22 protein-coding genes are annotated in these 25,509 nt (G+C 59.9%); 5 read left to right on the top strand and 17 right to left on the bottom strand.

Annotated elements, in window-relative coordinates:
* Positions 1-35: 35 nt before the first annotated feature.
* The 5 genes from allE (at position 36) to ACFSDX_RS04030 (ending at position 4,114) form a co-directional block, all read left to right on the top strand.
* Entirely contained in the window at positions 36-782 is a 747-nt protein-coding gene (gene allE, locus ACFSDX_RS04050) for a (S)-ureidoglycine aminohydrolase (protein ID WP_382311898.1), read from the top strand.
* Positions 782-1,540: a 2-oxo-4-hydroxy-4-carboxy-5-ureidoimidazoline decarboxylase gene (gene uraD / locus ACFSDX_RS04045; RefSeq protein ID WP_382311897.1), complete on the top strand. Its 759-nt coding sequence runs from the start codon at positions 782-784 to the stop codon at positions 1,538-1,540. Before allE ends, uraD begins: the two co-directional genes overlap by 1 nt.
* Positions 1,537-1,878 (top strand): hydroxyisourate hydrolase, encoded by a 342-nt coding sequence (gene uraH, locus ACFSDX_RS04040; RefSeq protein ID WP_382311896.1) that lies wholly within the window; start codon positions 1,537-1,539, stop codon positions 1,876-1,878. Before uraD ends, uraH begins: the two co-directional genes overlap by 4 nt.
* 54 nt (positions 1,879-1,932) lie before the next feature.
* Positions 1,933-3,366: a DUF6986 family protein gene (locus ACFSDX_RS04035; RefSeq protein ID WP_382311895.1), complete on the top strand. Its 1,434-nt coding sequence runs from the start codon at positions 1,933-1,935 to the stop codon at positions 3,364-3,366.
* 190 nt (positions 3,367-3,556) lie between these two features.
* Positions 3,557-4,114, top strand: a complete 558-nt coding sequence (locus ACFSDX_RS04030) for a type 1 glutamine amidotransferase domain-containing protein (RefSeq protein WP_382311894.1) — start codon at positions 3,557-3,559, stop codon at positions 4,112-4,114.
* A 91-nt stretch (positions 4,115-4,205) separates the two neighbouring features.
* Here the strand turns inward: ACFSDX_RS04030 and ACFSDX_RS04025 are convergent, their stop codons facing one another.
* From ACFSDX_RS04025 to ACFSDX_RS03945, 17 genes are all read right to left on the bottom strand, one after another.
* Entirely contained in the window at positions 4,206-6,485 is a 2,280-nt protein-coding gene (locus ACFSDX_RS04025) for a xanthine dehydrogenase molybdopterin binding subunit (RefSeq protein WP_382311893.1), read from the bottom strand.
* Positions 6,486-6,489: 4 nt separating this feature from the next.
* Positions 6,490-6,936, bottom strand: coding sequence for a DUF433 domain-containing protein (locus ACFSDX_RS04020; RefSeq protein ID WP_382311892.1), 447 nt, complete (start codon positions 6,934-6,936; stop codon positions 6,490-6,492).
* 10 nt (positions 6,937-6,946) lie between these two features.
* Positions 6,947-8,476 (bottom strand): FAD binding domain-containing protein, encoded by a 1,530-nt coding sequence (locus ACFSDX_RS04015; protein ID WP_382311891.1) that lies wholly within the window; start codon positions 8,474-8,476, stop codon positions 6,947-6,949.
* Positions 8,477-8,581: 105 nt separating this feature from the next.
* Positions 8,582-9,061 carry a nucleoside deaminase gene (locus ACFSDX_RS04010; RefSeq protein ID WP_382311890.1) on the bottom strand — a complete coding sequence of 160 codons (480 nt, stop codon included), beginning with the start codon at positions 9,059-9,061 and terminating at the stop codon, positions 8,582-8,584.
* 102 nt (positions 9,062-9,163) lie between these two features.
* Complete coding sequence (locus tag ACFSDX_RS04005; RefSeq protein WP_382311889.1) at positions 9,164-13,108, bottom strand: hypothetical protein; 3,945 nt, start codon at positions 13,106-13,108, stop codon at positions 9,164-9,166.
* A 92-nt stretch (positions 13,109-13,200) separates the two neighbouring features.
* Positions 13,201-13,656: a macro domain-containing protein gene (locus ACFSDX_RS04000; RefSeq protein ID WP_382311888.1), complete on the bottom strand. Its 456-nt coding sequence runs from the start codon at positions 13,654-13,656 to the stop codon at positions 13,201-13,203.
* Positions 13,657-13,715: 59 nt separating this feature from the next.
* The gene (locus tag ACFSDX_RS03995) at positions 13,716-17,384 is read right to left on the bottom strand and encodes an ATP-binding protein (RefSeq protein WP_382311887.1); all 3,669 of its coding nucleotides are present in this window, start codon (positions 17,382-17,384) and stop codon (positions 13,716-13,718) included.
* A gap of 219 nt (positions 17,385-17,603) precedes the next feature.
* Entirely contained in the window at positions 17,604-18,005 is a 402-nt protein-coding gene (locus ACFSDX_RS03990; RefSeq protein ID WP_382311886.1) for a DUF983 domain-containing protein, read from the bottom strand.
* Positions 18,005-18,259 carry a hypothetical protein gene (locus tag ACFSDX_RS03985; RefSeq protein WP_382311885.1) on the bottom strand — a complete coding sequence of 85 codons (255 nt, stop codon included), beginning with the start codon at positions 18,257-18,259 and terminating at the stop codon, positions 18,005-18,007. The genes ACFSDX_RS03990 and ACFSDX_RS03985 overlap by 1 nt, the downstream gene beginning before the upstream one ends.
* Before the next feature lie 41 nt (positions 18,260-18,300).
* Complete coding sequence (locus ACFSDX_RS03980; protein ID WP_382311884.1) at positions 18,301-18,876, bottom strand: DUF420 domain-containing protein; 576 nt, start codon at positions 18,874-18,876, stop codon at positions 18,301-18,303.
* On the bottom strand, positions 18,860-19,558 hold the full coding sequence (locus ACFSDX_RS03975; protein WP_382311883.1) for a DASH complex subunit DAD2: 699 nt from the start codon (positions 19,556-19,558) through the stop codon (positions 18,860-18,862). Before ACFSDX_RS03975 ends, ACFSDX_RS03980 begins: the two co-directional genes overlap by 17 nt.
* Before the next feature lie 3 nt (positions 19,559-19,561).
* On the bottom strand, positions 19,562-19,915 hold the full coding sequence (locus ACFSDX_RS03970; protein ID WP_382311882.1) for a cytochrome C oxidase subunit IV family protein: 354 nt from the start codon (positions 19,913-19,915) through the stop codon (positions 19,562-19,564).
* A gap of 91 nt (positions 19,916-20,006) precedes the next feature.
* Positions 20,007-20,783: a cytochrome c oxidase subunit 3 gene (locus ACFSDX_RS03965; RefSeq protein WP_382311881.1), complete on the bottom strand. Its 777-nt coding sequence runs from the start codon at positions 20,781-20,783 to the stop codon at positions 20,007-20,009.
* Between the two features lie 47 nt (positions 20,784-20,830).
* Positions 20,831-21,325 carry a cytochrome c oxidase subunit 3 gene (locus ACFSDX_RS03960; RefSeq protein WP_382311880.1) on the bottom strand — a complete coding sequence of 165 codons (495 nt, stop codon included), beginning with the start codon at positions 21,323-21,325 and terminating at the stop codon, positions 20,831-20,833.
* A 178-nt stretch (positions 21,326-21,503) separates the two neighbouring features.
* A complete protein-coding gene (gene cyoE / locus ACFSDX_RS03955) occupies positions 21,504-22,355 on the bottom strand; it encodes a heme o synthase (RefSeq protein WP_382311879.1) in 852 nt (283 codons plus the stop codon).
* A gap of 51 nt (positions 22,356-22,406) precedes the next feature.
* On the bottom strand, positions 22,407-23,522 hold the full coding sequence (locus tag ACFSDX_RS03950) for a COX15/CtaA family protein (RefSeq protein ID WP_382311878.1): 1,116 nt from the start codon (positions 23,520-23,522) through the stop codon (positions 22,407-22,409).
* A gap of 112 nt (positions 23,523-23,634) precedes the next feature.
* Positions 23,635-25,503 carry a cytochrome c oxidase subunit I gene (locus ACFSDX_RS03945; RefSeq protein WP_382311877.1) on the bottom strand — a complete coding sequence of 623 codons (1,869 nt, stop codon included), beginning with the start codon at positions 25,501-25,503 and terminating at the stop codon, positions 23,635-23,637.
* Between the last annotated feature and the right edge of the window lie 6 nt (positions 25,504-25,509).

Genomic DNA, 25,509 nt, shown 5'->3' with positions numbered 1-25,509 from the left:
TTCAATTCTACCCAATATTTTTAATTCAAACTCCCATGACCCTAGGCTCCACCACCCGCTCCGTCGTCAAGCGCAACCACGCCATCATCGCGCCCGATGGCTACATCAACAGCAACGTGCCCGGCTGGACGGGCGGCACCGTCAACGTCATCATCAACGAGCAGATGGGTGCCCGACTCTGCCAAACGCTCGTGACTCTCACTGACGCTGGGCAGCTGACGGGCGCTACCGAGGCCAGCCAGATTTTTTTCTACGTGGTGCAGGGCCAGGTGCAGGCCACCATCGGCGACGATAGCCGGATTCTGACAGTGGGCAAGTTCGTGTACGTGCCTATTGGCCAAAGCTATACCTTCAAAAACCCCACGGCCGGCACGCAAGTGCTCACCTTTCACAAAGTGTACGAGCCGCTGGCCGGCCACACCACGCCCGGCGTGTGCTGGGGCGAGAAAGACGACAGCAAAGCGCCCGTGTACATGGGCGACGAGGCCCTGCGCATTCAGGAGTTGCTGCCCAACGACCTAGGCTTCGATATGGCGGTCAACATCTTCACCTACCAGCCCGGCGGCAACCTGCCGATGGTGGAAACCCACATTATGGAGCACGGCTTGCTCTACTTGCAGGGCCAAGCTATCTATATGCTTGACCAGCAGTGGTACCCGGTGCAGAAGGGCGACTCCATCTGGATGGCGCCCTTCTGCCAGCAGTGGGCCGCCTCTATCGGCAAGGAGCCCTCGGTGTACATCTACTATAAGAACGTGAACCGCTTTCCGACGGTGGTCTGATGCAGCAGCCCAACCGCTCGGCAACCCTGGCTACCTGGCTCGAAACGGCGGCGCTGCCCGTTATTACCGGCGTGGGGGTCGGGCTCAGCAGCGGGCTGTCGATGGGCGGGGCCACGGGTTGGCTTTTCGGCACGGCGGCCTCCCTGGCAGCCATAGCGGTGGGAGTAGCATTAGCAGAAAGAGAACGCCGGCAAACCCAAGCCCAACCCTCCCCGATTAGTCCGCCGGGCAGGCCCGCCCTACCCGCTACTTCCATGACCCTTTCTGACCTCAACGCCCTGGCCCCCGCTGCCCGCGCCGAAGCCCTAGGTACCTGCTGCGGCGCCGTGGCCTGGGTAGCTGCCCTAAACGATCAGTTTCCGTTCGCTTCGCCGGCCGCGCTCTTCGAAGCCGCCGAGCGCATCTGGGACAACCTAGGCGAAGCCGATTGGCGCGAAGCGTTCAAGCACCACCCCAAAATCGGCGACGTAAACGCCCTGAAAGAGAAATTTGCCAGCACCGCCACCTGGGCGGCGGGCGAGCAGGGCGCGGTGCGGCAGGCTGCGCCAGAAACCCTGGAAGCCCTGGCGGCCGGCAACGACACGTACGCGCAGAAATTTGGCTACATCTTCATCGTGTGCGCCACGGGTAAGTCGGCCGACGAGATGCTGGCGCTGCTGCAAGCCCGGCTGCCCCACGAACCCGCCCAGGAAATCCACGTTGCCAGAAGCGAGCAGGCCAAAATCACGCGCCTGCGCCTCGAAAAACTACTCGCATGAGCCAAATCACCACCCACATTCTCGATACCACGCTGGGCCGGCCCGCGGCGGGCGTTACCATTGTGCTGCACGACTGGGCCCACGACGCGGGCTGGCGCGAAATTGCCCGCGGCCTCACCGATGCCGACGGCCGCCTCACCGACCTGCTGCTGCCCGAAGAGCGGCTCGCCCACGGCGCGTATCAACTGCGGTTTTTTACCCAGCAATATTTTGAGCAGCTGCATACGACGGGCTTTTACCCGTTCGTGGATATTTGCTTCGTGATAACTGACGAATCGCACTACCACGTGCCGCTACTGCTCAACCCCTTCGGCTACAGCACCTACCGCGGCTCCTGAGCCAGTACCACGAACTTTCCAGTTCGCGGCACACTCCCCAACTCCTCTCCCACCATGAAACTCAGCCTCCAGGACACCGACACTGCCGCCCTGCTCGACCAGCTCGGCGAGGCCAACCTGCGCTTTCAGCACACCTACCCCGGCGACCGCCCCGACCGCCAGCCCGTGCACACCGTGTACGGCGGCGCCAACCTCTTCAAGGCCGATACCTGCGTGCGGATGGGCGAAATCGCGCTGCGCAACCTCCAGACCTACGCGCCCAACTTCGTGGAGCTGGCTCGCGTGCTCCAGCTGGCCGGCCACGAGCACCTGCCCACCCTAGAGAAAGACATTCACTACCTCACCGACTACCTCGACAAGCTGCCCGCCGACCAGCGCCGCCAAGAGCCCGCCTGGCTGGCCTACACCGTGTATAACAAGGTGGTGCAGAAGCTTAAAAGCGAGGCCGTCGAGGATTTTCGCATTGATTTTGAGGATGGCTTTGGCAACCGGCCCGATGCCGAAGAGGACGCCACCGCCGTGCAGGCCGCCCACGAAGTAGCCCTAGGTATGACGCAGGGTACGCTCTCGCCCTTCATTGGCATCCGCATCAAGCCCTTCACCGAAGACCTGAAAGCCCGCGGTGTGCGCACGCTCGATATCTTCCTGAGCACCTTGCTCGAAGCCACCGGCGGCCAGCTGCCCGCCAACTTCGTGGTAATGCTACCCAAGGTCACCATCCCCGAGCAGATGACCACCATGGTGCGCCTGCTAGAGCTGCTGGAAAAAGCCAATAACCTGGCGCCCGGCACGTTGAAGATGGAAACGATGGTGGAAGCCACCCAAATCGTGATGGACGAGGAGGGCCGCAACCCGCTCATGCGTATCGTCCGGGCCAGCGAGGGGCGCTGCATTGCGGCGCACTTCGGCACCTACGACTACACGGCCTCGGCCGGCATCACGGCCAAGTACCAGACTATGGCGCACCCCGTCTGCGACTTTGCCCACCACATGACCAAAGTAGCCCTAGGGGGCACCGGCATCTTCCTCAGCGACGGCGCTACCAACGTGATGCCCATAGGCCCGCACCGCGGCGATAACCTGAGCTTTGCGCAGCTGCGCGAAAACCAGGAGGCCGTGCACAGCGGCTGGCGCCAGGCCTACCACCACACCATGCACTCGCTCATCGGCGGCCTTTACCAGGGCTGGGACCTCAACCCCGCCCAGCTGCCCATGCGCTACGCGGCCACCTACAACTTCTTCCTCAGCAGCTACGAAAGCGCCGTGCACCGCCTCAAAACCTTCGTGGACCGCGCCGCCATTTCGACCCTCACCGGCGATATTTTCGACGATGCCGCCACCGGCCAGGGCTTGCTCAACTTCTTCCTGAAAGCTCTGAACTGCGGCGCTATTTCGGAAGAGGAAATCGTGCCCACTGGCCTCACCATTGAGGAGATTGAGACGCGCTCGTTCTACCGCATTCTGGCCGGGCGCCGGCGCACAGCGTAGCGGCCCTAGGTATTGCCTGGCCCAGCGGGCGGCCTCAAGCGTGGCACCGTCGCCCGCCGGTGGCGCCTAAAACCAATTCTAAGCTATATAGCAAAGGCTTTTAGGCCCAACCTCTTCCGCAACTACTTTCCTGGTCTGAGCGTAAACTTTAGGCAGCTGGCGGGACCATCCGCCGCTTAGTTTTTTCGCAATGTCACTTTTTGGAAATGATAAATTGAAAGGTAAGCGCGTGGCCATCATCGCCACCGATGGCTTTGAGCAGCTAGAGCTGACCGAGCCGCAGAAATTCCTAAAAAACGAAGGCGCCGAAGTGCACGTGGTATCGCTGAAAAGCGGCAGCATCAAGGGCTGGGACATGACCGACTGGGGCGATAAAGTGGACGTAGACAAAACCATCGACGAAGTGCAGGTGGCCGACTACGACGCCCTGGTGCTGCCCGGCGGCCAGATTAACCCCGACAAGCTGCGCCTGGAGCCCAGCGTAATTGACTTTGTGCGCGAATTTGCCCACACCGGCAAGCCGCTGGCCGCCATTTGCCACGGCCCTTGGCTGCTCATCGAGGCCGACGTGGTGCGCGGCAAGCACATCACGAGCTGGCCCAGCCTCAAAACCGACCTGCGCAACGCCGGCGCCGAGTGGCAGGATTCGGAGGTAGTGGTAGACGGCAATATCATCACCAGCCGCAAGCCCGACGACCTCAAAGCCTTCAACCAGAAGATTGAGGAGTTGCTCACCACCCCGCGCTAACCGTCCGCACCGGATTATTTTCGCCTAAAAAATGCCCGCCCCGGCTCCGCTTTTGCGGGCCAGGGCGGGCATTTTTTATTGATGGCGGCGCTTACGCTAGCTGCGCCTGCGCAGCCACAAACTCGGGATACAGCCCCCCTAGGACGCGCTCGGGCGTCATCGGGGCCACCAGCGGCAGGGCCGCGCTGGGCCGGAAGGCCCGCACCGCCGCACGCAGCGCGAAGTAGGCGCCGATGCCGTACATGAGCGGCGGCTCGCCCACGGCCTTGGCGCGTAGGATGGCATTGGGGTGGCCGGGCGTGTCGAGGAAGTGCACGTCGAGCACGGCGGGCACCGAGTAGAGGTCGGGTATCTTGTAACTGTTCAGCGAGTTGCTGAGCAGGCGGCCTTCGTCGTTGTAGCTCACTTCCTCCAGCGTCATCCAGCCGATACCCTGCACCGCGCCACCCTCAATCTGCCCGCGGTCGATGGCCGGGCTAAAGCTCTGGCCGAAGTCGTGGGCAATTTGCACGCTGTCAATCGTGTAGGTGCCGCGCAAGCAATCGACGGTGGCCGTGGTGAGCGCTGTGCCATACACGTGGTAGGCAAAAGGGTGGCCTTGCTCTACGCTGGCATCGAAGTGCACGCCGGGCGTGGCGTAGTGGGCGTTTTCGGTGAGGGCCACGCGTCGCACAAAGGCGCTGCTCACCAGCTTTTCCCAGGTGGTTTCGGCCGGAATACCGGCGGCCAGCACCTGCTCATCTTCGATGCTGATGCCTTCGTACTCGACCGCGAACTCGGTGCTGGCGTGGCGCAGCAGGCGCTCGCGCAGGGCCTGGCAGGCCAGCTCGGTGGCCTTGCCGTTGAGGTCGGCGGTGGCGCTAGCGGCGCTGGGCGAGGTGTTGGCCACGCGGGTGGTGTTGGTGGTTTCGATTTTAATTCGCGCAATCGAAATCCCCAGCGTGCGGGCCGCCACCTGCGCAATTTTAGTATTCACGCCCTGCCCCATTTCCACCGCGCCGGTGCTGATGCCCACCGAGCCGTCGGTGTAGATGTGCACCAAGGCCCGCGTCTGGTTCATAAAGGTCTTGGTGAACGAGATGCCGAAGCAGATGGGCATCATCGCCAAGCCTTTCTTAAACAGCTGATTTTCCTGGTTGAACTTCGCAATCGCCGCCCGCTGGCCGCCTAGGTCAAACAGCTCGGCGGCCGTGTCCCAGGCCTGCTCGGCGTGGCACATTTCGGCCGGCTGCCGGTACGGAAACCGGTCGCCCTCGCGCAGCAGGTTACGCCGCTGAATCTCGCTCGGCAGCACGCCCAGCGCCTCGGCCGCCTTGGTAATGGCCGACTCAATCACGAACATCCCCTGCGGCCCCCCGAAGCCCCGAAAGGCCGTGTTAGGCGGCAAATTGGTGCGGCACGAGTTGGCCGTAGCCGTGACGTTGGGGATGAAATAAGCGTTCGTGGTGTGGAAAAGCGTGCGCTCCAGCACGGCCGGCGAGAGGTCGGCCGAGGCGCCGGCATTCTGGTAATACGTCACCTCGTAGGCCAGGATTTTCAGGTCGGCGTCCAGCCCGATTTTAAAATCCGACGAGTACGGGTGGCGCTTGCCAGTCATCCGCATGTCGGCCATGCGGTCGAGCACGAGCTTGACGGGTTTCTTGACCACGAAGGCACCTAGGGCCGCCAGGCAGCCCCAGGGCGTGGCCTGGTCTTCCTTACCGCCAAAACCACCGCCGAGGCGCGTCACATCCACCTCAATCTGGTGCATACCGATACCCAGCACCACCGCGCAATGGCGCTGCACGGCCGTCGGCCCCTGGGTTGAAGAGATAATTTTAACCCCGCCTAGCTCAGTCGGGAAGGCGTAGGCCGCCTGCGTTTCGATGTACAGATGCTCCTGCCCGCCGCTCTCGGCCACGCCCTCAAACACGTGCGCGCACCCCGCAAACGCGCCCGCCGAATCGCCGATGCGGAAGGTGCGCGGCGGCACAATTAGCTCGCCCTGCGCGGCGGCCCGGCGCGGGTCGGTGATAATGGGCAGCGGCTCAATATCAGCCGTGATGAGCTTAAGCGCGGCGTGCGCCTGCGCCTCGGTGCGGGCCAGCACCAGCGCCACCGGCTGTCCCCGAAAGTGCACGTGCCCCTCGGCCAGCAGCGGCTCGTCGGGCACGATGCCGCCGATTTGGTTCTGCCCTGGGATGTCGGCCGCCGTGAGGATACGCACCACGCCGGGCGCTCGCCGGGCGGCGCCTAGGTCTAGGCTACGTAGCACGCCGTGCGCCAGCGGCGACTCGTACACGGCCGCGTAGAGCGTACCCTGCTGCACGGGCACATCGTCGAGGTACTGCGATTCGCCGCGCACGTGGCGCTGGGGGTCGAGGTGGTTCATAGTGCTAGCTGCGGGCTGATTCGTCGCGCAATTCCGTTCTTAAATCAATCAATAAATTCGTGGCAATCATCCACCAGTCATAGCCACGATGGTCTTCTAGCAACTCTGCCATCGACCCAAAGAAATGAAAGTTTTCGCCCCTAACAAAGACAAAGTCTCCGCTGATAAACTCTTCTAAATATGAAGTATCCAATGGGCCTTCCTGCTCTCTCCGCAACGAGCAATTATGGCAGAACACCAATGGATTATCGCTTTTACATTGCAACGTTGCGCAGTAGCCCAGCGCCTGTTTAATCTGGTCAAGTGTTAGTTCATGACTGTCAAGCGCGTGGTGCAACGAGTCGTGCACTATGCTAACTACATCACCCACCGCCAATCGCCGCCCGTCGATTCTGGGCGAGCCGGACAGCGTATTCTCTGTGCAGACTATGGCAGGGTAAGTAGAGGACATATTGATGTTGCTATTGCCCTATCAAACTACTCATCGCCAACTCCGGCGCAAACCGAAGGAAATGCGCGAACAGCAGCTGCCGCAGCAGCAGTCGCTTGTAAGCCGCCGTGCCGCGCACGTCGCCAATCGGGCTGATTTCTGACTGTATCACCTCATTGGCCCCAGCCGCCGTTTCGGCGCTCAGCTCGCGGCCTACCAAGTACTCGCCGGTGCGAGCCAGCAGCAATGGCACCGGCCCTACCCCACCAGCAGAAAGCCGGGCGGCAGTAACGATGCCATTATCAAGGCGTAGCCAGGCGGCGGTGTTTACGCTGGCAATATCGAGGTGCGTGCGCTTGGAGACTTTCTCGAAGTTAAAAAAGTCACCGGCGTGCGGCGCCGGAAAGCTGATTTCCGTTACCTGCTCGTCGGCGGTTTTTGCCAGTTTTTTATACCCTAGGTAGAGGCTAGCCAGCGGCAGCGTGCGGCTGGCACCGACTGCGTTAGCCAACGTAATATCGGCTCCTAGGGCCAGAAAAAGTATCGTTAAATCGCCAATGGGCGAGGCGTTTACGAAGTTGCCCGCCACCGTGCCCATGTTGCGGATGGGCGTACTCGACACTAGCTTGAGGTACTCGGGCAGGCGCGGCAGCAGGCTACGCATCACTTCCGACTCTAGTAGTTGGCTGGCGGTGGTGGCCGCGCCCAGCACCACGCGGCCGTTATCCTGGCGCACGCCGCGCTGGCCGTAATCAAAAAGTAGGCGCACGGGCTGCTGGCGCAGCTCGTCGAGGCGCTGCACCAGCAGGTCGGTGCCACCGCTCAGCAGCGGGTGGCTGGCGTGGGGAAATTGGCTGCTATCGTGGCTGTTCTGGCTTTGGAAGTGGCCGTTGGGTGAGGTTGATACGGCACTTTCGGTGGCGCGGTGGCCGTTGCGACTAGCCGCGGCTGGCGCTTCAGCCACGGCTGTTTCGGCGCGGAGAGTGGCCAGCTTTGCGGGCATTTCCCCAAAGTAGCTCGGCACGAACTGCTTTTCAGTCAGCCATTTTACGCTATTGGTACTAGGTCGCTCGGCCAGCTCGGCGGTGAGGGCAGCAGCGGCGCGCTCCAGCGACTTGTAGCCCGTGCAGCGGCAGATGTTGCCGTCGATGGCGGCGCGGGTATTTTGCTCGGTGGCCGGCTTTTCGGCCAGGCTGTGGCCGGTGAGCGACATCACGAAGCCCACCGTGCAGAAGCCGCACTGCGCGCCATTGTGGTCCACGATGGCCTGCTGCACCGGCGTGAGCTGACCGCCGGCCTGGTTGATGCCCTCGACCGTAACCACGTGCTTGCCATGCACGTTGCCGAGCGGCGTGAGGCAACTCGTCATACTCTGATAAGCAATGCGTTGGCCGTCTTCGGCTAGCTCGCCCACGAGTATGGTGCAGGCGCCGCAGTCACCCTCGCGGCAGCCGATTTTGGTACCCATCAGGTGCTCGTGGTAGCGCACGAAGTCGAGCAGGGCGCTGGCGGGCGGCTCGGCGGTATAGATGGGCTGGTCGTTGAGATAGAAGCTTACCATGACACTTTCGCTTGTCTTAGCCAACAAACGAATGGGTAAGATAACGCTCAGCTCGCACCTTATCAACCAATGCCTTGAGCTTACCAGATAGTAGCGACGGCTTCGCTAGTACTCCGTGCGCCCCTCGTGCGCTTCCCAGGCCCGGAAACTCGCGCTGGCCTCATCGGCCAGGAACTGCTGCATGGGCAGGCGGCGCTCGCCCAAGGGCTTCTCGATTTCGTCGTAGATAAACTGGTCGTCGAAGCCGACGGCGGCGGCATCGGCTTTGGTGTTGCCGTAGAATACGCGGGCTGGGCGGGCCCAGTAGATGGCCCCCAGGCACATGGGGCAGGGCTCGCAACTGGTGTAGAGGTCGCAGCCATCGAGCTGGAAGGTACCTAGGGCCTGGCAGGCCTTGCGGATGGCATCGACCTCGGCGTGGCAGGTGGGGTCGTGGGTGGTGGTGACTTGGTTGAAGCCGCGGGCGATAATTTGCCCGTCTTTTACCACGACTGCCCCGAATGGGCCGCCGAAGCCGGCCTGCATTTTCTCGATGGAAAGGCGAATGGCTTCGCGCATGAAGTCGGGGTTGGGAGCGTCGGGCATGGGGTAATAAGCGTAATTTGAGTAATGGGCGTAATGAGTGCAGCAAACCGCCCGGAATGATAGCACTTATTACGCCCATTACCCAAATTACGCTCATTACCCTTAAAACAGCACCGCCACCTGCATGCGGCCGGTGTGCACCACGCCCAGGCCGCTAGACTTGCGGCCGTCGTAGGCTACCGTGATGTTGAGGCCGTTGGCGAGGCGCTGCTCCAGGTTGAGGTTCCAGGTGAAGTTGGAGCCGGGGCGCAGGGCTTGCAGTACTTCGAGGCCGACTACCGAGGCCACGTTGCCCTCGAACGTGACGCGCGTGACGTGGGTGGCGGCCGTGAGCGTGCGCTTGCCCACCTGGCTGACGCGGGTTTCGAGACCTAGGTCGTCGAAAGTGCCGCGGGTGTCGTTCGGCACATCGGGCTGGCCGGTGTGGTCGAGCAGGTCGCGCTTTTCGACGTGCTGCAAGGTGCCCGTGAAGCGCAGCGCCGTGCTGGGCTGGTAGCTGATTTCGGGCTGCACGGTGTAGATGCGCAGCCGGAAGTTGCGGGCGCTGAGGTAGGCGCTGTTGGTACTGTATGAGCTTTGCGCCTCGCGCACATCGCGGGCCAAAATGAGGCGGCCCGTGAACGACTGCGCCAGCGTGCGGCGCAGCAGCAGGCTCTGGGTGGTGAGGTTGCGCAGGTCGAAGCCCTGGGCCAGCAGCGTCTTTTGCTGGGTTTGCTGCGAAGTGAGCTCGGCGCCGAAGGTGGGGTTGGCACGGTTGAGGTACAGCGTATTGCGCACAAGCTGGGTGAAGGCCAGCAAACTAGCATCTTCCTTCTCGAAGCTAAACGGGCTCAGGCGCGACCCTAGGGCCTTGCTGCTGGTGCGGCGGTCCACGGTGACGCTCGTGATGCTGCTGAGCCGCGCCGCCAGGGCCTGCCAGCCGCCGGCCTCGCGCCAGCCGCGGGGCGCGTTGAGGGTGAGGCGGTAGCTGAGGCGGTTTTGGTAGGCGGTGAGGTAGTCGGCGGTGGGCAGGTACACCTTGATGTAGGTGCGGTACTGGGCATCTGGGGTTTGGGCTTCCAGGAATTCGTCGCGGTCCTCCACGCCGTTGCGGTTGAGGTCGCCGGCGTAGTAGTGGGTGCCCTGGCCGGCGGGCACGGCCAGGAAGGAATAGTCGCGGCGCAGCTCGCGGCCGGTTTGCACGCTGTAGCTCAGCTCCGAGCGAATCTGGTTTTGGAGCAGCGTGGCGTTGTAGTCGATTTTACCCAGCACGTTGCGCTGGCGGGCGCTGTCAGGGTATTCCACGCGCTGCACGTCACGGTAGGTGGCCAGCACGCGCAGGTCCTGGGTTTTGCCGAGGCGGGTGGTCACGTTGCCCTGCCAGGTTTGGGCGATGTTGCGCACGCGCAGGGTGGTTTGCTCGGCAGTGGGCGTTTGGTCGCGGCGGTAGGTGTAGTCGAAGCGGTAGTGGGTGCGGCCGGTGTCGGGGCTTTGCAGGAAGAAGGTGTGCTCGTCGAAGTAATTGGCGGAGCGCACCGAGTCGCGGCCCGGCGAGATAACGCGGTTTTTATCAAACTTATAGCTGTAGCCCGGGATGAGGCGCCCGCCGCCGTAGCGCACGCTGGCCTCGCCGCGGGCCCAGGTAGACTGGTAGCGCCCGGCCTGCGAATTGAGCAGAAACAGCGCCCCGCGCAGCTCCACACGCCCCACCTGCTGGGCCACATCGAGCCAGTGCTGGAGGCCGTTGACCTCGCCCGGCCGGTAGCGGCGGCTGAGGCGGTAGTTGATGCTGTGGGTAGCATCGCGCGTCAGGCCCACCGCGAAGTTGAGAATATTGTCCTCCCTAGGTGCCGTAGCCGTGGCATTGGCGGTGCTCACGGTGCTCCAGTTGCGGTCGAACTCGATATCGCGGTAGCGGTCGATGGGCGCGAACTTGGGGGCGGTGTACTCGTAGTCGAGCGCCGAGCTGAGGCGGTAGTTGCGCAGCGCGGCGGGCGCCCACTGGGGCAGCGCGCGGTTTTGCACACTGTAGCCCAGGCGCATGGCCCCGCCCTTGTCCTCGGTACCCAGGGCAAAGCGGTTGCGCTGCAATTGCGAGCTGGCCAGGTCCACAAACACGGCGGCCGTGGGGTCGAGCTGGTAAGTGGCCCCGGCCGTTAGCATCTGCTTGAGCAAGGGCGTGGGCAGCACCCGCACCGGCGCGTACTGGCCCAGGCCGGGGCCCCGATACACGTACACCCGGCCGTTGGTGCCCGAAGTGGTGTTCAGGATGTAGTCGCCCCGCCCCGCGCCCACGTTGGTGAAGCTCACGTTATAAACCGGCTTGGTCGAGTCGGGCGGAAAGGTGTAAGTAGCCACCGGCTGACCGGTACCGGGGTTCGTAACCAGCGTGCGGTTGTACTGCACCAGGCTGCGGTTGAAGGCGGCCAGGGTATCGCCCCGGGTTTGCACGGCGGCCACGTTGCCGGCCTGGCGCAGGGTCTGCTGGTCGGTAGCCGAGAGCGAGAGGTTGGCGGTACTGTTGGGGTCGTCGGCCTCCTGGTAAAAATTACCGCGCACTTGCAATTTGCCCACCTGCTGGTAGTGGCTCAAAGTGTAGAGCGAGCGCGAGTAGTTGAGGTCGGAGTACTCAAAATCAACCTTCAGGCGCGAGTTTTTGGTAATGAGGTGGCGGGGTGAAAACGTGAGCTCGGCCAGGTTGTAGTCGATGGTGTAGTCGTAGTCGAAGCCCCGGGTCTGGAGCCGCCCATCGAGGTACACGCGCTCGGAGCCCGCCAGCACGATGATATACTGCTCACCGTTGGGCCCGGTGAGGCGGTACGGGCCCTGCACGTTTTCGAGGGGCGTGATGTCGAGCGAGGCAAACTTGCCCTTGGCCACGCCGCCCGCCACCAGGGTCGAAGAGCGAATCTGGCCTTTTTGGTCGCGTACCGTCACGCTACCCGCGCCGCTGGGCAGACCGGCCGGTCCCACGCCAACCCCTCGCCCAACCCCGACTCCATTCGGGAGGGCGCCCACCACGCCGGGTACGCCGGTGGGCGTTTGCAGGGTTTGGTTGGGCGGCACCACGGTGCCGGGCGGCGTCAGGGTTTGCAGGCTGTTGCCGGTGGGCGCGGCGCTGTTATTCGTCACGCCGTTGGTGTAGGTCGTGAACGAGGAGGGCGGCGCGTTACTCACGCTGTTATTGCTGGCGCCGGCTTGCAACGGCTGCGGGCCCGGCGCCCCTAGGTTGGCCTCGATGGCCGCGCCCTGGATGTTCTTGTAGTAGCGCAGAAAGTAGTCGGGCTTGTTGCGCAGCACCACGTCGCCGGCCGTCAGGTTCCACTGCGGGCCGGTGAGGGTGATGTAGATTTTATCGAACTGCTGGAGCGTTTGGGTATTCCCCTCCGGCTGAAACGGCACGTTCTGGTCCGATATCGCCGCCGTGAGGCGAATATTCTCGGTGAGCTTGCCCTCCAGCTGCAAGTTCAGCGCCGAGTTCACGAACACGTTCTGGGTGTTGCCAAACGAGATGCCGCGGGCCAGATTACCGGTCTTGCTGATACCGGGCGTGCTCAGAATCTGCTCCTGCTGCGAGAAATCCTCCAGCCGCAGCATCTTGCGCTCCCGAAAATCAATGCTGTCCATGAGTCGGCGCGGGCGGCGGTAGCGCTGGGCCAGCAGCTGCACCGGCAGCACCCGGTAGCACAAGTACACCGAATCGGGCCGGATGCTGCCGGTACTATCGGCCGCCGGCGCGGCCCGCACGATGCGGTAGCGATTGGTAGCCGCGTCGTAGCCCACCGGCCGCCCATTGGCCGTGACGGTAGCCGGCACGATGGTCAGCGAATCAGTAAGCGCAAACGTGGTGGTATCGCGCCCCAAGGTCAGGCGCAGGTAGCGGCAGCGCTGGGTGGTGGGCGGCGGCTGGGCCGTGGTGGGCACCCTAGGTGGCGCTGCCACGGCGGCCGGCGCCGTAGCGGCCGGCACCGGCGCCGCCTGTTGCGCCCAGGCGCGGGGCATACTCAACCACAGCACCGCCATGAGCAGGCCCACGAGGGGAAAGCACAGACGGTAGCGTTGGGTCATAGAGTAAAGTTCGGCACTAGCGGGGGCACAACGCTAAGGGGCGGCTGAGTAGTGCCCTAGGGCAGCCGTAGCCACTCCAACTTTCTGCTACCTTATTTCTCCCACTCCACAAAAATGTGGTCTTCTCCTGCTAGCTCCTCCTCAATAATCGCCGCAATAACGGTCCAGTCACCTTTCGCCAAGCCGGCCCCGATGGCCGGGTACCCAATTCGCTTGCCGCTATACTCCTGCTTCAACCGCCGAAATACCTGTTGAATAGCATCATAATCAACTAGCCGCCCCGGCCCGCGCCAATTGTATTGCGTGTAGGCATTGATGATGACCAGCGGCTTGCCCTTGACTTCAACCAACGCCTGCGAATAGGTACCAAGCTTGGCGACATCACCTGCTATTGTGGCTACATCCGCTTCGTAAGCGGCTGGAAATACCTGTTTGATGGTCTTCGCGATGCCCGCGCCCATTGTGCAGAGGCAATTGCAGCCGTGCACTAGCACCTCAAATTCGCCCGCTCTGGCTTTTTGAATCAAGTCTCCTTTCTCGATGCGCATACTTCCGCCTCATATAATTTGTCTTCATTACAGGACACCTAGGTCAATCACCTGGCTTCCTACCCGGCCAGCGGCAGCTCGATGAAAAAGGTGGTGCCCTCGTCTTCCACCGTTTCAAACCAGATACTGCCGCCCGCGCTCTCAATACCGCGCTTGGCCACCGCCAGCCCGATGCCCGAGCCGGTGGCTTTGGTAGTGAAATTGGGCCGAAAAATCTGGTCGCGCACGTCTTCGGCGATGCCGCTGCCGTTGTCGGCAATGGTAATCAGCACCTTGCCGGGGCGGCACTGCAGGGCCACTTCCTGGCGCGGGGCGCGGCCGGGCGGCACGGCCTGTTTAGCATTAAGCAACAGGTTGTTGAAAGTCCGCACCAGCAGGCTTTCATCGGCAAATACGGTGCACGAGTCAGCCTCGGGCAGCGCGAGGCGCAGCTCGCCGTGTTCATCGCCATCCTGCTCCCGAAAGAGGTCGGCGCAGTGCCGCAGCACGGCCGCCACGTCGAGGCGCTCGGGGCGCATGGTGGGCAGGTTGGTGAAGGTGCTGAACGAGGTCGCAATGTCCGCGAGCACGTCAATCTGGGTAATGAGCGTCTGCGAGATGCGGGCTATTAGGGCCTCCGTGTTGGGCCGGCGCTCGTCGATGGCTTTCTGCAAGTATTGCAGGCTCAGCTTCATGGGCGTGAGCGGGTTCTTGATTTCGTGGGCCACCTGGCGGGCCATTTCGCGCCAGGCGGCTTCTTTTTCCTGGGTGGCCAGCTCGCGCTTGCTGTCTTCGAGCTTGCTGAGCATGGTGTTGTACTCGCGCACCAGCAGCCCGATTTCGTCATCGCTGCTGCGGTAGTCCAGCATTTCGTTCTGGCCCGTGAGGGTGGTGCGCCGCAGGCGCTCGGTCAGCAGCTTGAGCGGCGCCGTGAGCTGGCGCGTGGCCACGAAGGCCAGCACCAAAAATAGCAAGCCCATGAGGGTAAAGATGTTGAGAATGGTCGTGAAGAGCTCCGTCAGCTTGCTGTCCAGCTCCTTTTGCGAGTCGAAGAACGGAATGCCCACGTAGCCCAGCACCGGCCCCGCCACGGCGCCACTGCCGCTGGGCACGCGCACCGGCATATATAAGGCGCTGAACGACAACGACCCGGCGCGCTCGGTGAGCAGGGCGCGGCTCAGGCCGCGCTCGCGCAGGGCCACCATGGCCTGCGGATTGAGCAGCGACCCTAGGAGGCCCGCTTCAAAAATGAGCGGCTGCGAGCTCACCAGCAGCTTGCCCTGCGCATCGTAGAGGTTGAGGTCCGTTTCGGTGAGCGCGGCCACGTTGTGCACCAGGCCATTGAGCGCGGGGTCGTAGCCGGCGGGGCGGTTGGCACTGTCCGTGAGCAGGTCGCGGCGGCGCAGGAGGCTTTCCAGCGCAATGCGCCCCCGCCGCTCGTAGGTGCGGTGCAGGTCGCGGCGGTAGCCCGAGATAACCTGGCTGGCGGTGGCCACGCTCACCACCACCAATGACAAAAGAATGCCCACATTGAGCAGCACCTGAATGCGGGTGCTGAAGTTGAGCTGCCAGGCGCGGCGCTCGCGGCGCAGCAGCAAGTATACGCCGCCCGCCAGCAGCCACAGCACGCTATTGAGCAAGAGCTGAAACGAGAAGTTGGACAGCCAATCGGCCAGCGAGTACGTCGAGGTGGTGACTACCACCGTGCGGCCTTCGGTGCCCCGCACCGCCAAGTGGTGAAACCCACTCAGCACAATGCCCTCCTGATAAAGGCGCGGGTCACCTAGGCGATTCGCGGGCAGCAAGTTGGCGTAGTCGAAATCTCCTTCGCTGTACACCAGGTGCCCGGCCGCGAAGCCGGCGTAGCTGAGGTCAGTAGCCAAGCCGGGCTGAAAGAACTTCTGGTCGACGAGCAACTCGGGCAGCACGCTGTAGCTCGACAGCTTGCGCAGGCTGAGCGTGAGCACAATGGTACCGGCCGGCGCGGGCGGCCCGATGCCTACCGCCGCGGGCGCCACCAGCGGCACCACCGCCGCATAGCGCCGCGAGCTAAACGAGTTTTCGGATTTTAGCAGGTACACGCCGGCCTGGTCGGTGGCCGTGGCCGTGCGCGACAGCACCTCCCGCGTTTGGCTAAAGGTGAGCGTATCGGCCTGCTCGGTACCTAGGGGCCGGCCGGCGGCGTCAAATAAGCCAATATTGGCCTCATACTTATCGAAGTAGTCGCGCAAGTACTGGCGGCTCACGCGGCGGCGCACGGCATCGGCCCGCACGGGCTGGTTGGCCAGCATTTGGGCAATAACCGGGTCGGCGGCAAGCTGACGGGTGCGCTCGCCCAGCAAAAACTCGCCTTGCAGGTCGTTATCTACCAGCAGGTTAGTGGCCAGCCGTTGTTTGTCGAGCAGTAACTGGTGGCCAAACTGTTCGTACAGCGCCAGTGCCCCGGTAGCCGCCCCTAGGCCCAGCAGCAGCAGCAGCAAATAAGGCAAGCCCCGCGAGCCCGGCCCGGCCATGCGCACCAGCACAAAGTAGCTGATTGCCAACGCCGCCAGGCAAAGCCACGGCCACCCAAGCAAGGCGCTCAGCCCCAGTAGCGCGATGGCGCCTCCGGCAGTAATAGCCAGTAGCAGGCCGCCGTGCGTTAGCCGCCGGCCCGGTCCCAGCAAGCGGGTTAGCAGCAGCAGCAGTAGTAGTAAGGCGGCCGTGTGCAGCACCACGGCCAGCGCCAGCACCACCCGAAACCCGCTGGCCTGAATACTCTGGGTGATGTCCAGGTTGAGCTGGCCGCTACTAAAGGCCATGCGGTAGTAGCTGTGCAGCTGAAGCAGCAGCAAGCTAAAGGCCACGGCCAAGCCAACCCGCCACACCATGCGGCTACCGAGCTGCGCGCGCGTTTGCCAGCGGTAATGCACACTCAGCAGCCACGCGCCAACGGCCACGACCAGCGCTACTACGGCATTCAGCAGCAAGTCGCCCAGCGACGGGGCCCAGCTCGAAACAGCGTACACCCGGGGGTCGAAAAGGGGTGACTCCAGGATGGCATTTGGCAAGCCTAACTGCACGAGCACCACCCGCAATATGAGCAGCGGCAGCACCAGCGCCGCCACGGCGCGCGCGCCCTGCTGGGCCCGCCACCAGTGCCCCGCCAGCGCCAGCCACCCCGCCAGGTACAGCAGCACTCCCAGCACCAGCAGTGCCAGCGGCAGGTAGCGCCCCGCCAGCGAGCTATTTTGCAGCCATTGCACCGTGAACAGCGGCTGGCCGGTGGCCTCGCGCACCGTGGTAGCGGCATGCGGCTTGGCGCCCAAGGCCTGCACCTGCACATCCAGCCCTTGCAACAAGGCTTGGCCATAGCCTTCTCGCAAGTAGCGGTTGCTGATACCGTAGCGTTGCAGCAGCGGGATGTAAACCAGTACTACCGTACTATCCATGGCCCGCCGCACCACCAAAAAGTCACCTAGGCTGGTCTGGGAAAGCCATTCTGCCCGGTTGTCGGCGATGTCTTCCGCTTTAGGAATTGGGCCCGCGGCCGACCACTCGCGCAACTGTCCGCCCTCAACCACAAAGGCCGGATACGTGCTTTGGCTTAGCAGCTGGCTGAAACGAACTGCTTTTGAATAATGGCTTGTTTGCAGAATACGCTCCGCTTCTTGGCTGGCCGTGGCCGTGGCCTGTTGCACGAGGCGCTGCACCTGGGCCGTACCGGGCTGCGCCTCCTCGCCCGCGCTGGCCCCGTACTGGCTAGCCAAATAGCTAGCACCGAAAGCTAGCAACCCACTGGCCACTAGCAGCCAAGCCCAAAGTATACGCTGGCCACGACGCACCAACGAGTCAGGAAGCTCCATATGTAGCTTAAACTAAATGCCCTGGCCCGCCGCCGGCTCCTCAGTGCCGCACAGCCAACCAGGGCTTTCTAAAAGATAACACCGCTGTCCTCTCCGCAAAAACCGGGCGAGGATGCGCAAATGCTAAGCAGTCCTACCTTTTTCTAAGAAGCGTTTATCAAACCGCACGCCGCCGAAGGCATAGAGCATAACGGCGCGAGCGTAGCGGAAGGAAGGCGGCGTAAGCAACAGCATTACCACAGCCACCGTCGTCACATACACCCAGGTGGGTGGGTCACCAAAAAACCAGTATAGCACGGCTCCACTCCCCAGCACTACTGGCACCGAAAACGTAAAGCTGATGTACATGGCCCCCCAGTAAAACCCCGGTTCGGGCTCGTAGTGCTGGTGGCACACCGGACAGCTTACGGGCATGTCCATAAAATGCCCTAGGTTGTACATGCTGTAGCTGAACAACGGCCCAGTGTGGCAACGCGGGCAGCGCAGAGCTAGCAAGGCCAGCCACCACGCCCGAATTGGCTTCATTATGCGGCGGGCGTACGCTTAGGATGCGTGCGCCGATACCAGAAGAAGCCGATTGCCCCCATCAGGATGTAGGGGACCGTCATCATGTACACAATGCCTTTGTTGAGGCCAGCTACATCGTAGTCATCGCGCTCGGCGCGGGCGGCTTCCACCTGCGACTTACACATCACGCACTGGGCCTGGGCCCGCGGGCTCAGCCCCAGTTGGCCTAGCAGCAAGTAGCTAAGCGTCAAGGCAAAAATTAGCTTTTTCATAAATTCAGAACACGCGTAGGAGAGGAAAGTTCGCTACCCGGCTAGCTAGCCGGGTAGTACGGGACAATCATGAAATAGACGATAACCCCCGTTACGGAAACGTAAAGCCAGACCGGAAACGTCCATCGTGCAATCGTTTTATGCTTGGTATACTGCCCCGTCAGCGCAAAATAGAGCGTAAACAACACCAACGCTACCGTGACTACTGCTAAGCTAATGTGAGTCAAAAGCAAGAGAAAATAAACCGTTCGAATGGCACCAACCCCGCCAAAATGCGTGCTATCGGCCTGTGAGTGGTAAGCCACGTAAGAAAGCAGAAACAAGCTACCTAGGCCAAACGCAATGCCCATCATGGCGCGGTGCCGCAGCACGTCCTTCCGCCGGATAAAATAGAACCCTGCCAGCAGAAAAATAGCCGTCAGCGAGTTCAGGCCCGCGTTGATGGCGGGCAACAGCCGCACCTGGGCACCAGGAATGCGAAAGGTTTGCGGGAAGAAATAGAGCACTGCCACTAGCAGCGGCACCACCGCCCCCAGAATGCCTAGGATGATTTTATACTTGGTATAGTCACCCGGCTCTAGCACGGGCGGATGCAGCTGCTCAGCGGCGGTGGTCATAGATGTAAAGCAAAACGTTAATTTCCGTGATGAGCCGCTCTATCTCGTGGATATCAGTACCATCATAGATGCCGCGCACATGCTGGTCGTGGTCGATTAATAACAGCCGACCCGCTGGCAAAGTTGCCGGCTCAGTGGCTGGCCGGAAGGGTAGATGCTCAGGCCGGAGCGTGGTCAGCCCGAACTCGTACTGCCCTAGGTGCTGAACCGAGTCGGGCGTGGCTGCCAGCACAAACCACCTGCCGCTGATGGTGCCGTATTGCTCGCTGAGCTTTTCTAGCTGCGTGCTCACCGCCGCTGCCTGCTGCGCATCGGGCACGGCCACCAGCGTGGCCAGCCGCACCCGTGGTTCCCGCCGAAACTTCTCCTGAATCCGGGCCATGGCGCGGGTGGCTTGCGTGCTAGCCTCCCCTGGCGTCGAAACCTGAAGGATATACAAGCCTTGCCCTAGCACACTGCTGGCTATGCGGCGCCCGCCCGCGGCCCGCAGCCTAAAAGGTTGTACCCGGTGGAAAACAGTATCGCGCTGCCACCCTCCGCCGGCGATGCGGACGGAGTCCGCCCGCTCGGGCAAATAGGTTGGCAGCGCGTATTGATTGGAGCCGAAGCCGTAGAGGAATAAAAAGGCCAATACGGGCACCAGCAAAAGCAGCCCCAGCAAGATGGTTTGGCGGGGCCGCATTGATTAGCTGAACATGTGCGAGAGGGTTTCGCCAATCGACGAACCTTCCGTAACCAAGGCTACTACTAGCCACACCAACAGCGACGTCGGAATCAGGATGGTCCAGATGAGGCTCTTAACCTCGTGCTTCAAGTGCATAAACTCACCCACAATGAAGAAGGCCTTCAGAATCGTGAGCACGATAAAGATGCTGTTGCGGAAGGTACGCAGACCAGGGTTCGTCATTACGAAGGCAATAACAAACTCAACGGCCGTGATAATAACCAGTACCCAAAAGGTCTTCCAAATCCAACCCGTGTTGGGTTTGGCAATTTCGCCCGGAATATAGGCGTGTTCGGTAGTAGCGTGCGCAGACATAGTATTGAATTTTTGAGTTTTGAATGCTGAATGCTGAGCATCCAGAAAGCAGGACGCTCAGCATTCAAAGCAAGGACATTCAAAATTTTTGTTACACCAAGTAGAAGAACGTGAACACGAACACCCACACCAAGTCTACAAAGTGCCAGTAAAGGCCAATTTTCTCCACCATCTCGTAATGGCCGCGCTTCTCAAAAGTGCCGTTGGTAGTAGCAATAAAGCACCATACCAGCAAGCACACTCCCGAGAATACGTGCGTGCCGTGGAAGCCAGTGATGAAGAAGAATAAGTCAGCAAACAAGGGCGGGCCGTACTGATTGGCGGCTAGATTGGCGCCAAACATGCGAGTACCATCGGCCATCAGCGTACCTTTTTCGTCGCCACCAATAAAGTGGCTCCACTCCCAAGCCTGCGAGCTGAGGAACATAGCGCCGAAAAGAATAGTCCACAACAACCACTTCTGCACGTCAGCTTTGTCCATCCGGTGGCCGGCTTCCACTGCCAGTACCATCGTTACGGAGCTGAAGATGAGAATCATCGTCATCAACGCCACAAAAGCCAGCGGCAAGTCGATGCCATGCAAGCCAGGGAAGCCGTTAAATACTTTTTCTGGGATGGGCCAATGAGCAGTGCTGAAGAAAAACTTATCAGCTGTTCCGGTAAATACGCCGTGTTTGTGGCGAATCATACCATATGCCGTCAGAAACGCTCCAAAAGTGAAAGCATCTGATAGCAGGAAAAACCACATCATTAGCTTGCCGTAGCTCGCTTTAAAGGGTTCATTACCACCGTCCCAAGTACCGGTGCGGGGCGCATCGGTATAAGGGGTGGCAGCAGTAGTGGGCTCTAAGGTGGTCGAATGGGCCATAGCAGGCGGCAAAATAGGCGGGAAGTTATCCTACGACAACTCGCGGATTAGTGGTTCAAAAGTAGGAACAAATACAGGTACAACCAAAGGCCGCCCAAGAAGTGCCAGTAGATGGTGGCATTGCCAATCGAAAGCATGGCCCGCGAATGCACCTGATAGCCAAGGCTCCGCTTGAGCACAACGGCTACGAAAATAAGCCCCGTAATCAAGTGAAAGGCGTGCACGCCCATGAGCACGTATACGAAAGAGCCCGAGGGGTTGGCGTCGGCGCCACCAAAAAAAGTGCGCCCATCCACCAAATCACCCCACGAATGCACTTGCCCAAACAGAAAAACAATCCCTAGGCCCAACGTAATCAACAGGCCCAGCTGGGTACGCTTTACTTCATTGTGCTTGGCCGAGTAGAAAGACCATTGGATGGCCGCGCTACTCAGGGCAATTACGATGGTGTTAAATAGCAGGCTAACGGGCAGGTCAAACTCGCGCCAGTTGCCTTCGTCGCGCCGCACGATATAGCCGCTAGTGAAGGCAGCAAACATCATGATAATACTGAAAATAAGCAGGATAAGAACCAGACGCTTTGGGTGTAGTCCTAGCCCCTCTTCTTTCTCAATCAGCAGTTCTGAAGTATTCATAAATGAGTAGTGATTATTGGTTGTCAGTTTCGCCACCTAGATGGTTGAGTTGCTGACTATGCAACAAAAAGCAGCCGATTAAAAATCAAACTTTATCCAGAACCAGCGCAATTTGTACGATAGGTAAATACAGGAAGGAGGCGAACATGATGCTGAGCGCTGCCTTGCGGTCCTGGGTGCGCATAAGCTGCACGGTCATAAGCAGAAAGATGACGCCGCAGACAAGCGCTACGCCCGCCGACACCCGCCCCGAGATACCTAGGACGAGCGGCAGGAGCGAAACAGGAATTAGCAGTACCGTATAGGTCATTATCTGAAACGCCGTGCGCAAGTCTCGCTCGCCCGGCGAAGGCAGCATCTTGAAGCCGGCCCGCTTATAATCTTCATCAGCTACCCAGGCAATGGCCCAGAAATGCGGAAACTGCCACATAAACTGAATGCCAAACAGCACCCATGCTGGAGTGCCAATAAAGCCCGTGGCAGCCACCCAACCAATCAGGGGCGGCAACCCACCCGGAATCGCCCCCACGGCCACACACACCGGCGACACGGTCTTGAGCGGGGTGTAGATAAAACCGTATAGAATGAGCGACAGCAGCGATAGCGCCGCTGTCAGGGGGTTGAAGTAATAAGCTAGTAGCGCTAATCCTGCTACCCCCAGCACCACGCACAGCACCCACGCCTCATTTGGCGAAACGCGGCCCGTGGGCAGCGGCCGTGCTTCTGTGCGGCGCATCCGCTTATCGAGGTCCTTCTCGAATACTTGGTTGATGATGTTAGCTGACCCCGTCACTAGCAGTCCGCCCAGCATCACCAGCAGCGCCCGGCTCCAGCTTAGCTCTCTCGCCCCTAGCAGGTAGCCAATGGCGCTAGAAAACGCCACCGTAAACGAGAGCCGGAACTTCAGGAGTTGGAAATAGGCACGGGCCTTTATCATTCAGCTATTGTCGGTGGCCACTTTAGCGCAGCCTGGAACCGGACTACAAAGTTACGCATGCGCTGGCTGTGGCTGGGCTCGCTGTGCCATAGTCTTTGCTTGTTGCCACCTTACTAGGGTTAAAAACTGTGCTCCAAAGAGCAAAGTTGCCAGTGTAAGGTGCACTGGCTGCATGATAGCAGGCAACTCAAAATAAGCGAGCACTATCCCAGCCACGATTTCCAAGCCGAGCAGCCCTAGGGTGGTGCCCAGCAGGCGCCGTAGCCCGAGCCCGGCCGTGGGCCACAGCAGATACACTGCGTAGCCATTGAGCAGAGTTACTAGCACCGACATAGAGCGGTGGACCTTAAACACGCTACCAAGCTGACTTACCCAAGTGCCGCGGTGCGTGTACGCAGCAGATGAAGCAACCTGGTCTATCTGCTCGCGCACCTGCGTACCCAGCACTATCTGGACGAATGTAATTAACAACAGAATCCATAAGAGGCCAAGCACTCCACTTGTGCTGTCAGATACTACGTACTCAGGACCAGACTTAACCTTGTAAGAATCATTACCTTTGCTTACCTGCTGCTGCGCTCTGTTTGCAGCGTACAACAGCATTGCCACAATCAAAAGGGCCAGACCCATGTGAATAGTGACCATTATCGGCAGCAAGTTGGTCGATACCACCAAGGAGCCCAGCCAGCCTTGCACGCCGGTCAGTAGCCACCCTCCTATTGCCAGCCAAACGATTGTTTTGTCGCGCCTCCAGTAAGGTAAGGCAACCAGTGCCGTCACGAAGACGAAGATGCCTATCAGGGCACCTAGCAAGCGGTTTACATACTCAATCCACGTCTTAGTGGCATTGAAGTCTGTTTCAATGTGCTGGGTAGGATGGGCAAAAATTTCGCCAGCTACCTGCTTAAAACCAAGGCCCGCTAGGGTACGAGCCAGCTTTTGATTTTTTGCCACGCGCTGCGTAGTGTACACTTGCTTATAGTCAGCTGGCAGTTCACTAACATCAGTAGGAGGTATCCACTGTCCGAAGCACCGGGGCCAGTCGGGGCAGCCCATACCCGAGCCAGTGGCCCGCACTACTCCTCCCACTAGGATGAGTAGATAAATACTTATTACAGTTAAAACGCTCCAAAATCGGAAGCGCCGTACAGAACCATCTACTTGCATAGTATTTCAGCAGCTTAACGCCTACGGCCACTCGTACCTAGGTAGTGGGTAAACAAAATAAAACGGGCCGCCGTTGCGCGGCGGCCCGTTTAGGCAAAATACTCAGTTCGTGCTAGTCTTCTAATTCTTGCTCGTAAGGCAGGTTGGACGAAGCAGTTTGCGAATACGGCACGTTCTGAGGAATAAAATCCGACTCAGAACCAGGCTTGCTGTAATCGTAAGGCCAGCGGTAAACGGCGGGTATTTCACCAGGCCAGTTGCCGTGGCCAGGTACCACTGGAGTCGTCCACTCTAGCGTCGTCGAATTCCAAGGATTCTGCGTGGCGCGGCGGCCCCGGAAAATGCTGTAGAAGAAGTTGAAGATGAAGATAAACTGGGCAAAGAAAGCTAGAATAGCTGCTGCTGAAATAAACTTGTTCAAATCAGCAAACTGGCTGAAAGCATCGAATCCAGTCCACGAGTAGTACCGACGTGGGAAACCAGCGATACCAACGTAGTGCATCGGCATAAACACTAAGTATACCCCGATAAAAGTGAGCCAGAAGTGGATGTAACCCAGCTTCTCATCCATCATACGGCCGAACATTTTTGGGAACCAGTGATATACGCCCGCAAACAAGCCAAAGAAAGCCGATGAGCCCATCACCAAGTGGAAGTGAGCCACTACGAAGTACGTGTTGTGCATCTGGATGTCAAGTGTAGCATTACCCAAGATAATACCAGTCAAACCACCCGAGATAAACAGTGACACAAAACCAATGGCAAAGAGCATAGCAGCAGTAAAACGGATATTACCACGCCACAGGGTAGCCAGCCAGTTAAACACCTTCACGCCCGACGGTACTGCGATAATCAGCGTCAGAAACATGAATACCGAACCTAGGAAAGGATTCATGCCCGTTACAAACATATGGTGAGCCCATACTACGAACGATAGCAATGAGATACCAATCAGCGAACCAATCATAGCACGGTAGCCAAAGATTGGCTTACGGGCATTGGTAGCCAGAACTTCTGATACCATACCCATTGCAGGCATGATGACGATGTAAACCTCAGGGTGACCTAGGAACCAGAACAAGTGCTGGAACAAAACAGGCGAGCCACCTTGGTTATGCAAAGCTTGCCCAGCAATATAGATGTCAGACAAGAAGAATGACGTACCGAAAGAACGGTCAAATACTAGCAATAATGCTGCTGAGAGCAATACTGGGAAAGACAGGATACCGAGGATAGCGGTGAGGAAGAATGCCCAAATGGTAAGGGGCAACTTGCTCATGCTCAAACCACGCGTACGCAGGTTGATTACCGTCGTCACATAGTTTACACCACCTAGAAGCTGTGAAACGATGAAGAATACCATCGATACCAACCACATGGTCATACCCATGCCAGAACCCTGAATAGCCTGGGGCAACGCGCTCAACGGTGGATAGATTGTCCAGCCAGCAGCAGCTGGTCCAGTTTCCAAGAACAGCGAGACAAACATGATAACGCTCGACAGGAAGAAGAACCAGTACGAAAGCATGTTCATGAAGCCAGAAGCCATGTCTCGGGCTCCTACTTGCAATGGAATCAGGAAATTTGAGAAAGTACCTGACAGACCAGCAGTTAGCACAAAGAACACCATAATAGTGCCGTGCATAGTAACCAGTGCTAGATAGAATTCAGGATTCAGCTTACCGCCTTCAATCCACTTACCTAGTAGTGGCTGAAGCCAGTCCATAGTGGCTTCAGGCCACCCTAGCTGCAAACGGAACAAACTTGAAAGTACACCACCTATGACGGCCCAAAACATTCCTGTAATCAGGAATTGCCGAGCAATCATTTTGTGGTCCTGGCTGAACACGTATTTCCACATCCAATGCTGGTCGTGGTGCTCATCGTGCTCATGCAGATGCTCATCGTGCTCAGTATGCGGTACTGGGGCAGTACCGATACCACCTTGCGCGTGTGCAGATGCGGGAAGATTAGTGGCCATATAAAA

The sequence above is a fragment of the Hymenobacter bucti genome, assembly GCF_042681145.1.
Classification (GTDB): domain Bacteria; phylum Bacteroidota; class Bacteroidia; order Cytophagales; family Hymenobacteraceae; genus Hymenobacter; species Hymenobacter bucti.
This window is presented reverse-complemented; position numbering and strand designations above follow the sequence as displayed.

Coding starts and splice junctions, on each gene's coding strand:
- ACFSDX_RS03965 (WP_382311881.1), bottom strand. CDS start 20,783: ATGGCCCATTCGACCACCTTAGAGCCCACTACTGCTGCCACCCCTTAT.
- uraD (WP_382311897.1), top strand. CDS start 782: ATGCAGCAGCCCAACCGCTCGGCAACCCTGGCTACCTGGCTCGAAACG.
- ACFSDX_RS03980 (WP_382311884.1), bottom strand. CDS start 18,876: ATGACCACCGCCGCTGAGCAGCTGCATCCGCCCGTGCTAGAGCCGGGT.
- ACFSDX_RS03990 (WP_382311886.1), bottom strand. CDS start 18,005: ATGAAGCCAATTCGGGCGTGGTGGCTGGCCTTGCTAGCTCTGCGCTGC.
- ACFSDX_RS03960 (WP_382311880.1), bottom strand. CDS start 21,325: ATGATGTTTGCTGCCTTCACTAGCGGCTATATCGTGCGGCGCGACGAA.
- ACFSDX_RS04020 (WP_382311892.1), bottom strand. CDS start 6,936: ATGTCCTCTACTTACCCTGCCATAGTCTGCACAGAGAATACGCTGTCC.
- cyoE (WP_382311879.1), bottom strand. CDS start 22,355: ATGATAAAGGCCCGTGCCTATTTCCAACTCCTGAAGTTCCGGCTCTCG.
- ACFSDX_RS03975 (WP_382311883.1), bottom strand. CDS start 19,558: ATGCGGCCCCGCCAAACCATCTTGCTGGGGCTGCTTTTGCTGGTGCCC.
- ACFSDX_RS03985 (WP_382311885.1), bottom strand. CDS start 18,259: ATGAAAAAGCTAATTTTTGCCTTGACGCTTAGCTACTTGCTGCTAGGC.
- ACFSDX_RS04015 (WP_382311891.1), bottom strand. CDS start 8,476: ATGGTAAGCTTCTATCTCAACGACCAGCCCATCTATACCGCCGAGCCG.
- ACFSDX_RS04035 (WP_382311895.1), top strand. CDS start 1,933: ATGAAACTCAGCCTCCAGGACACCGACACTGCCGCCCTGCTCGACCAG.
- ACFSDX_RS03945 (WP_382311877.1), bottom strand. CDS start 25,503: ATGGCCACTAATCTTCCCGCATCTGCACACGCGCAAGGTGGTATCGGT.
- ACFSDX_RS03970 (WP_382311882.1), bottom strand. CDS start 19,915: ATGTCTGCGCACGCTACTACCGAACACGCCTATATTCCGGGCGAAATT.
- uraH (WP_382311896.1), top strand. CDS start 1,537: ATGAGCCAAATCACCACCCACATTCTCGATACCACGCTGGGCCGGCCC.
- allE (WP_382311898.1), top strand. CDS start 36: ATGACCCTAGGCTCCACCACCCGCTCCGTCGTCAAGCGCAACCACGCC.
- ACFSDX_RS04000 (WP_382311888.1), bottom strand. CDS start 13,656: ATGCGCATCGAGAAAGGAGACTTGATTCAAAAAGCCAGAGCGGGCGAA.
- ACFSDX_RS04030 (WP_382311894.1), top strand. CDS start 3,557: ATGTCACTTTTTGGAAATGATAAATTGAAAGGTAAGCGCGTGGCCATC.
- ACFSDX_RS04010 (WP_382311890.1), bottom strand. CDS start 9,061: ATGCCCGACGCTCCCAACCCCGACTTCATGCGCGAAGCCATTCGCCTT.
- ACFSDX_RS04005 (WP_382311889.1), bottom strand. CDS start 13,108: ATGACCCAACGCTACCGTCTGTGCTTTCCCCTCGTGGGCCTGCTCATG.
- ACFSDX_RS03950 (WP_382311878.1), bottom strand. CDS start 23,522: ATGCAAGTAGATGGTTCTGTACGGCGCTTCCGATTTTGGAGCGTTTTA.
- ACFSDX_RS04025 (WP_382311893.1), bottom strand. CDS start 6,485: ATGAACCACCTCGACCCCCAGCGCCACGTGCGCGGCGAATCGCAGTAC.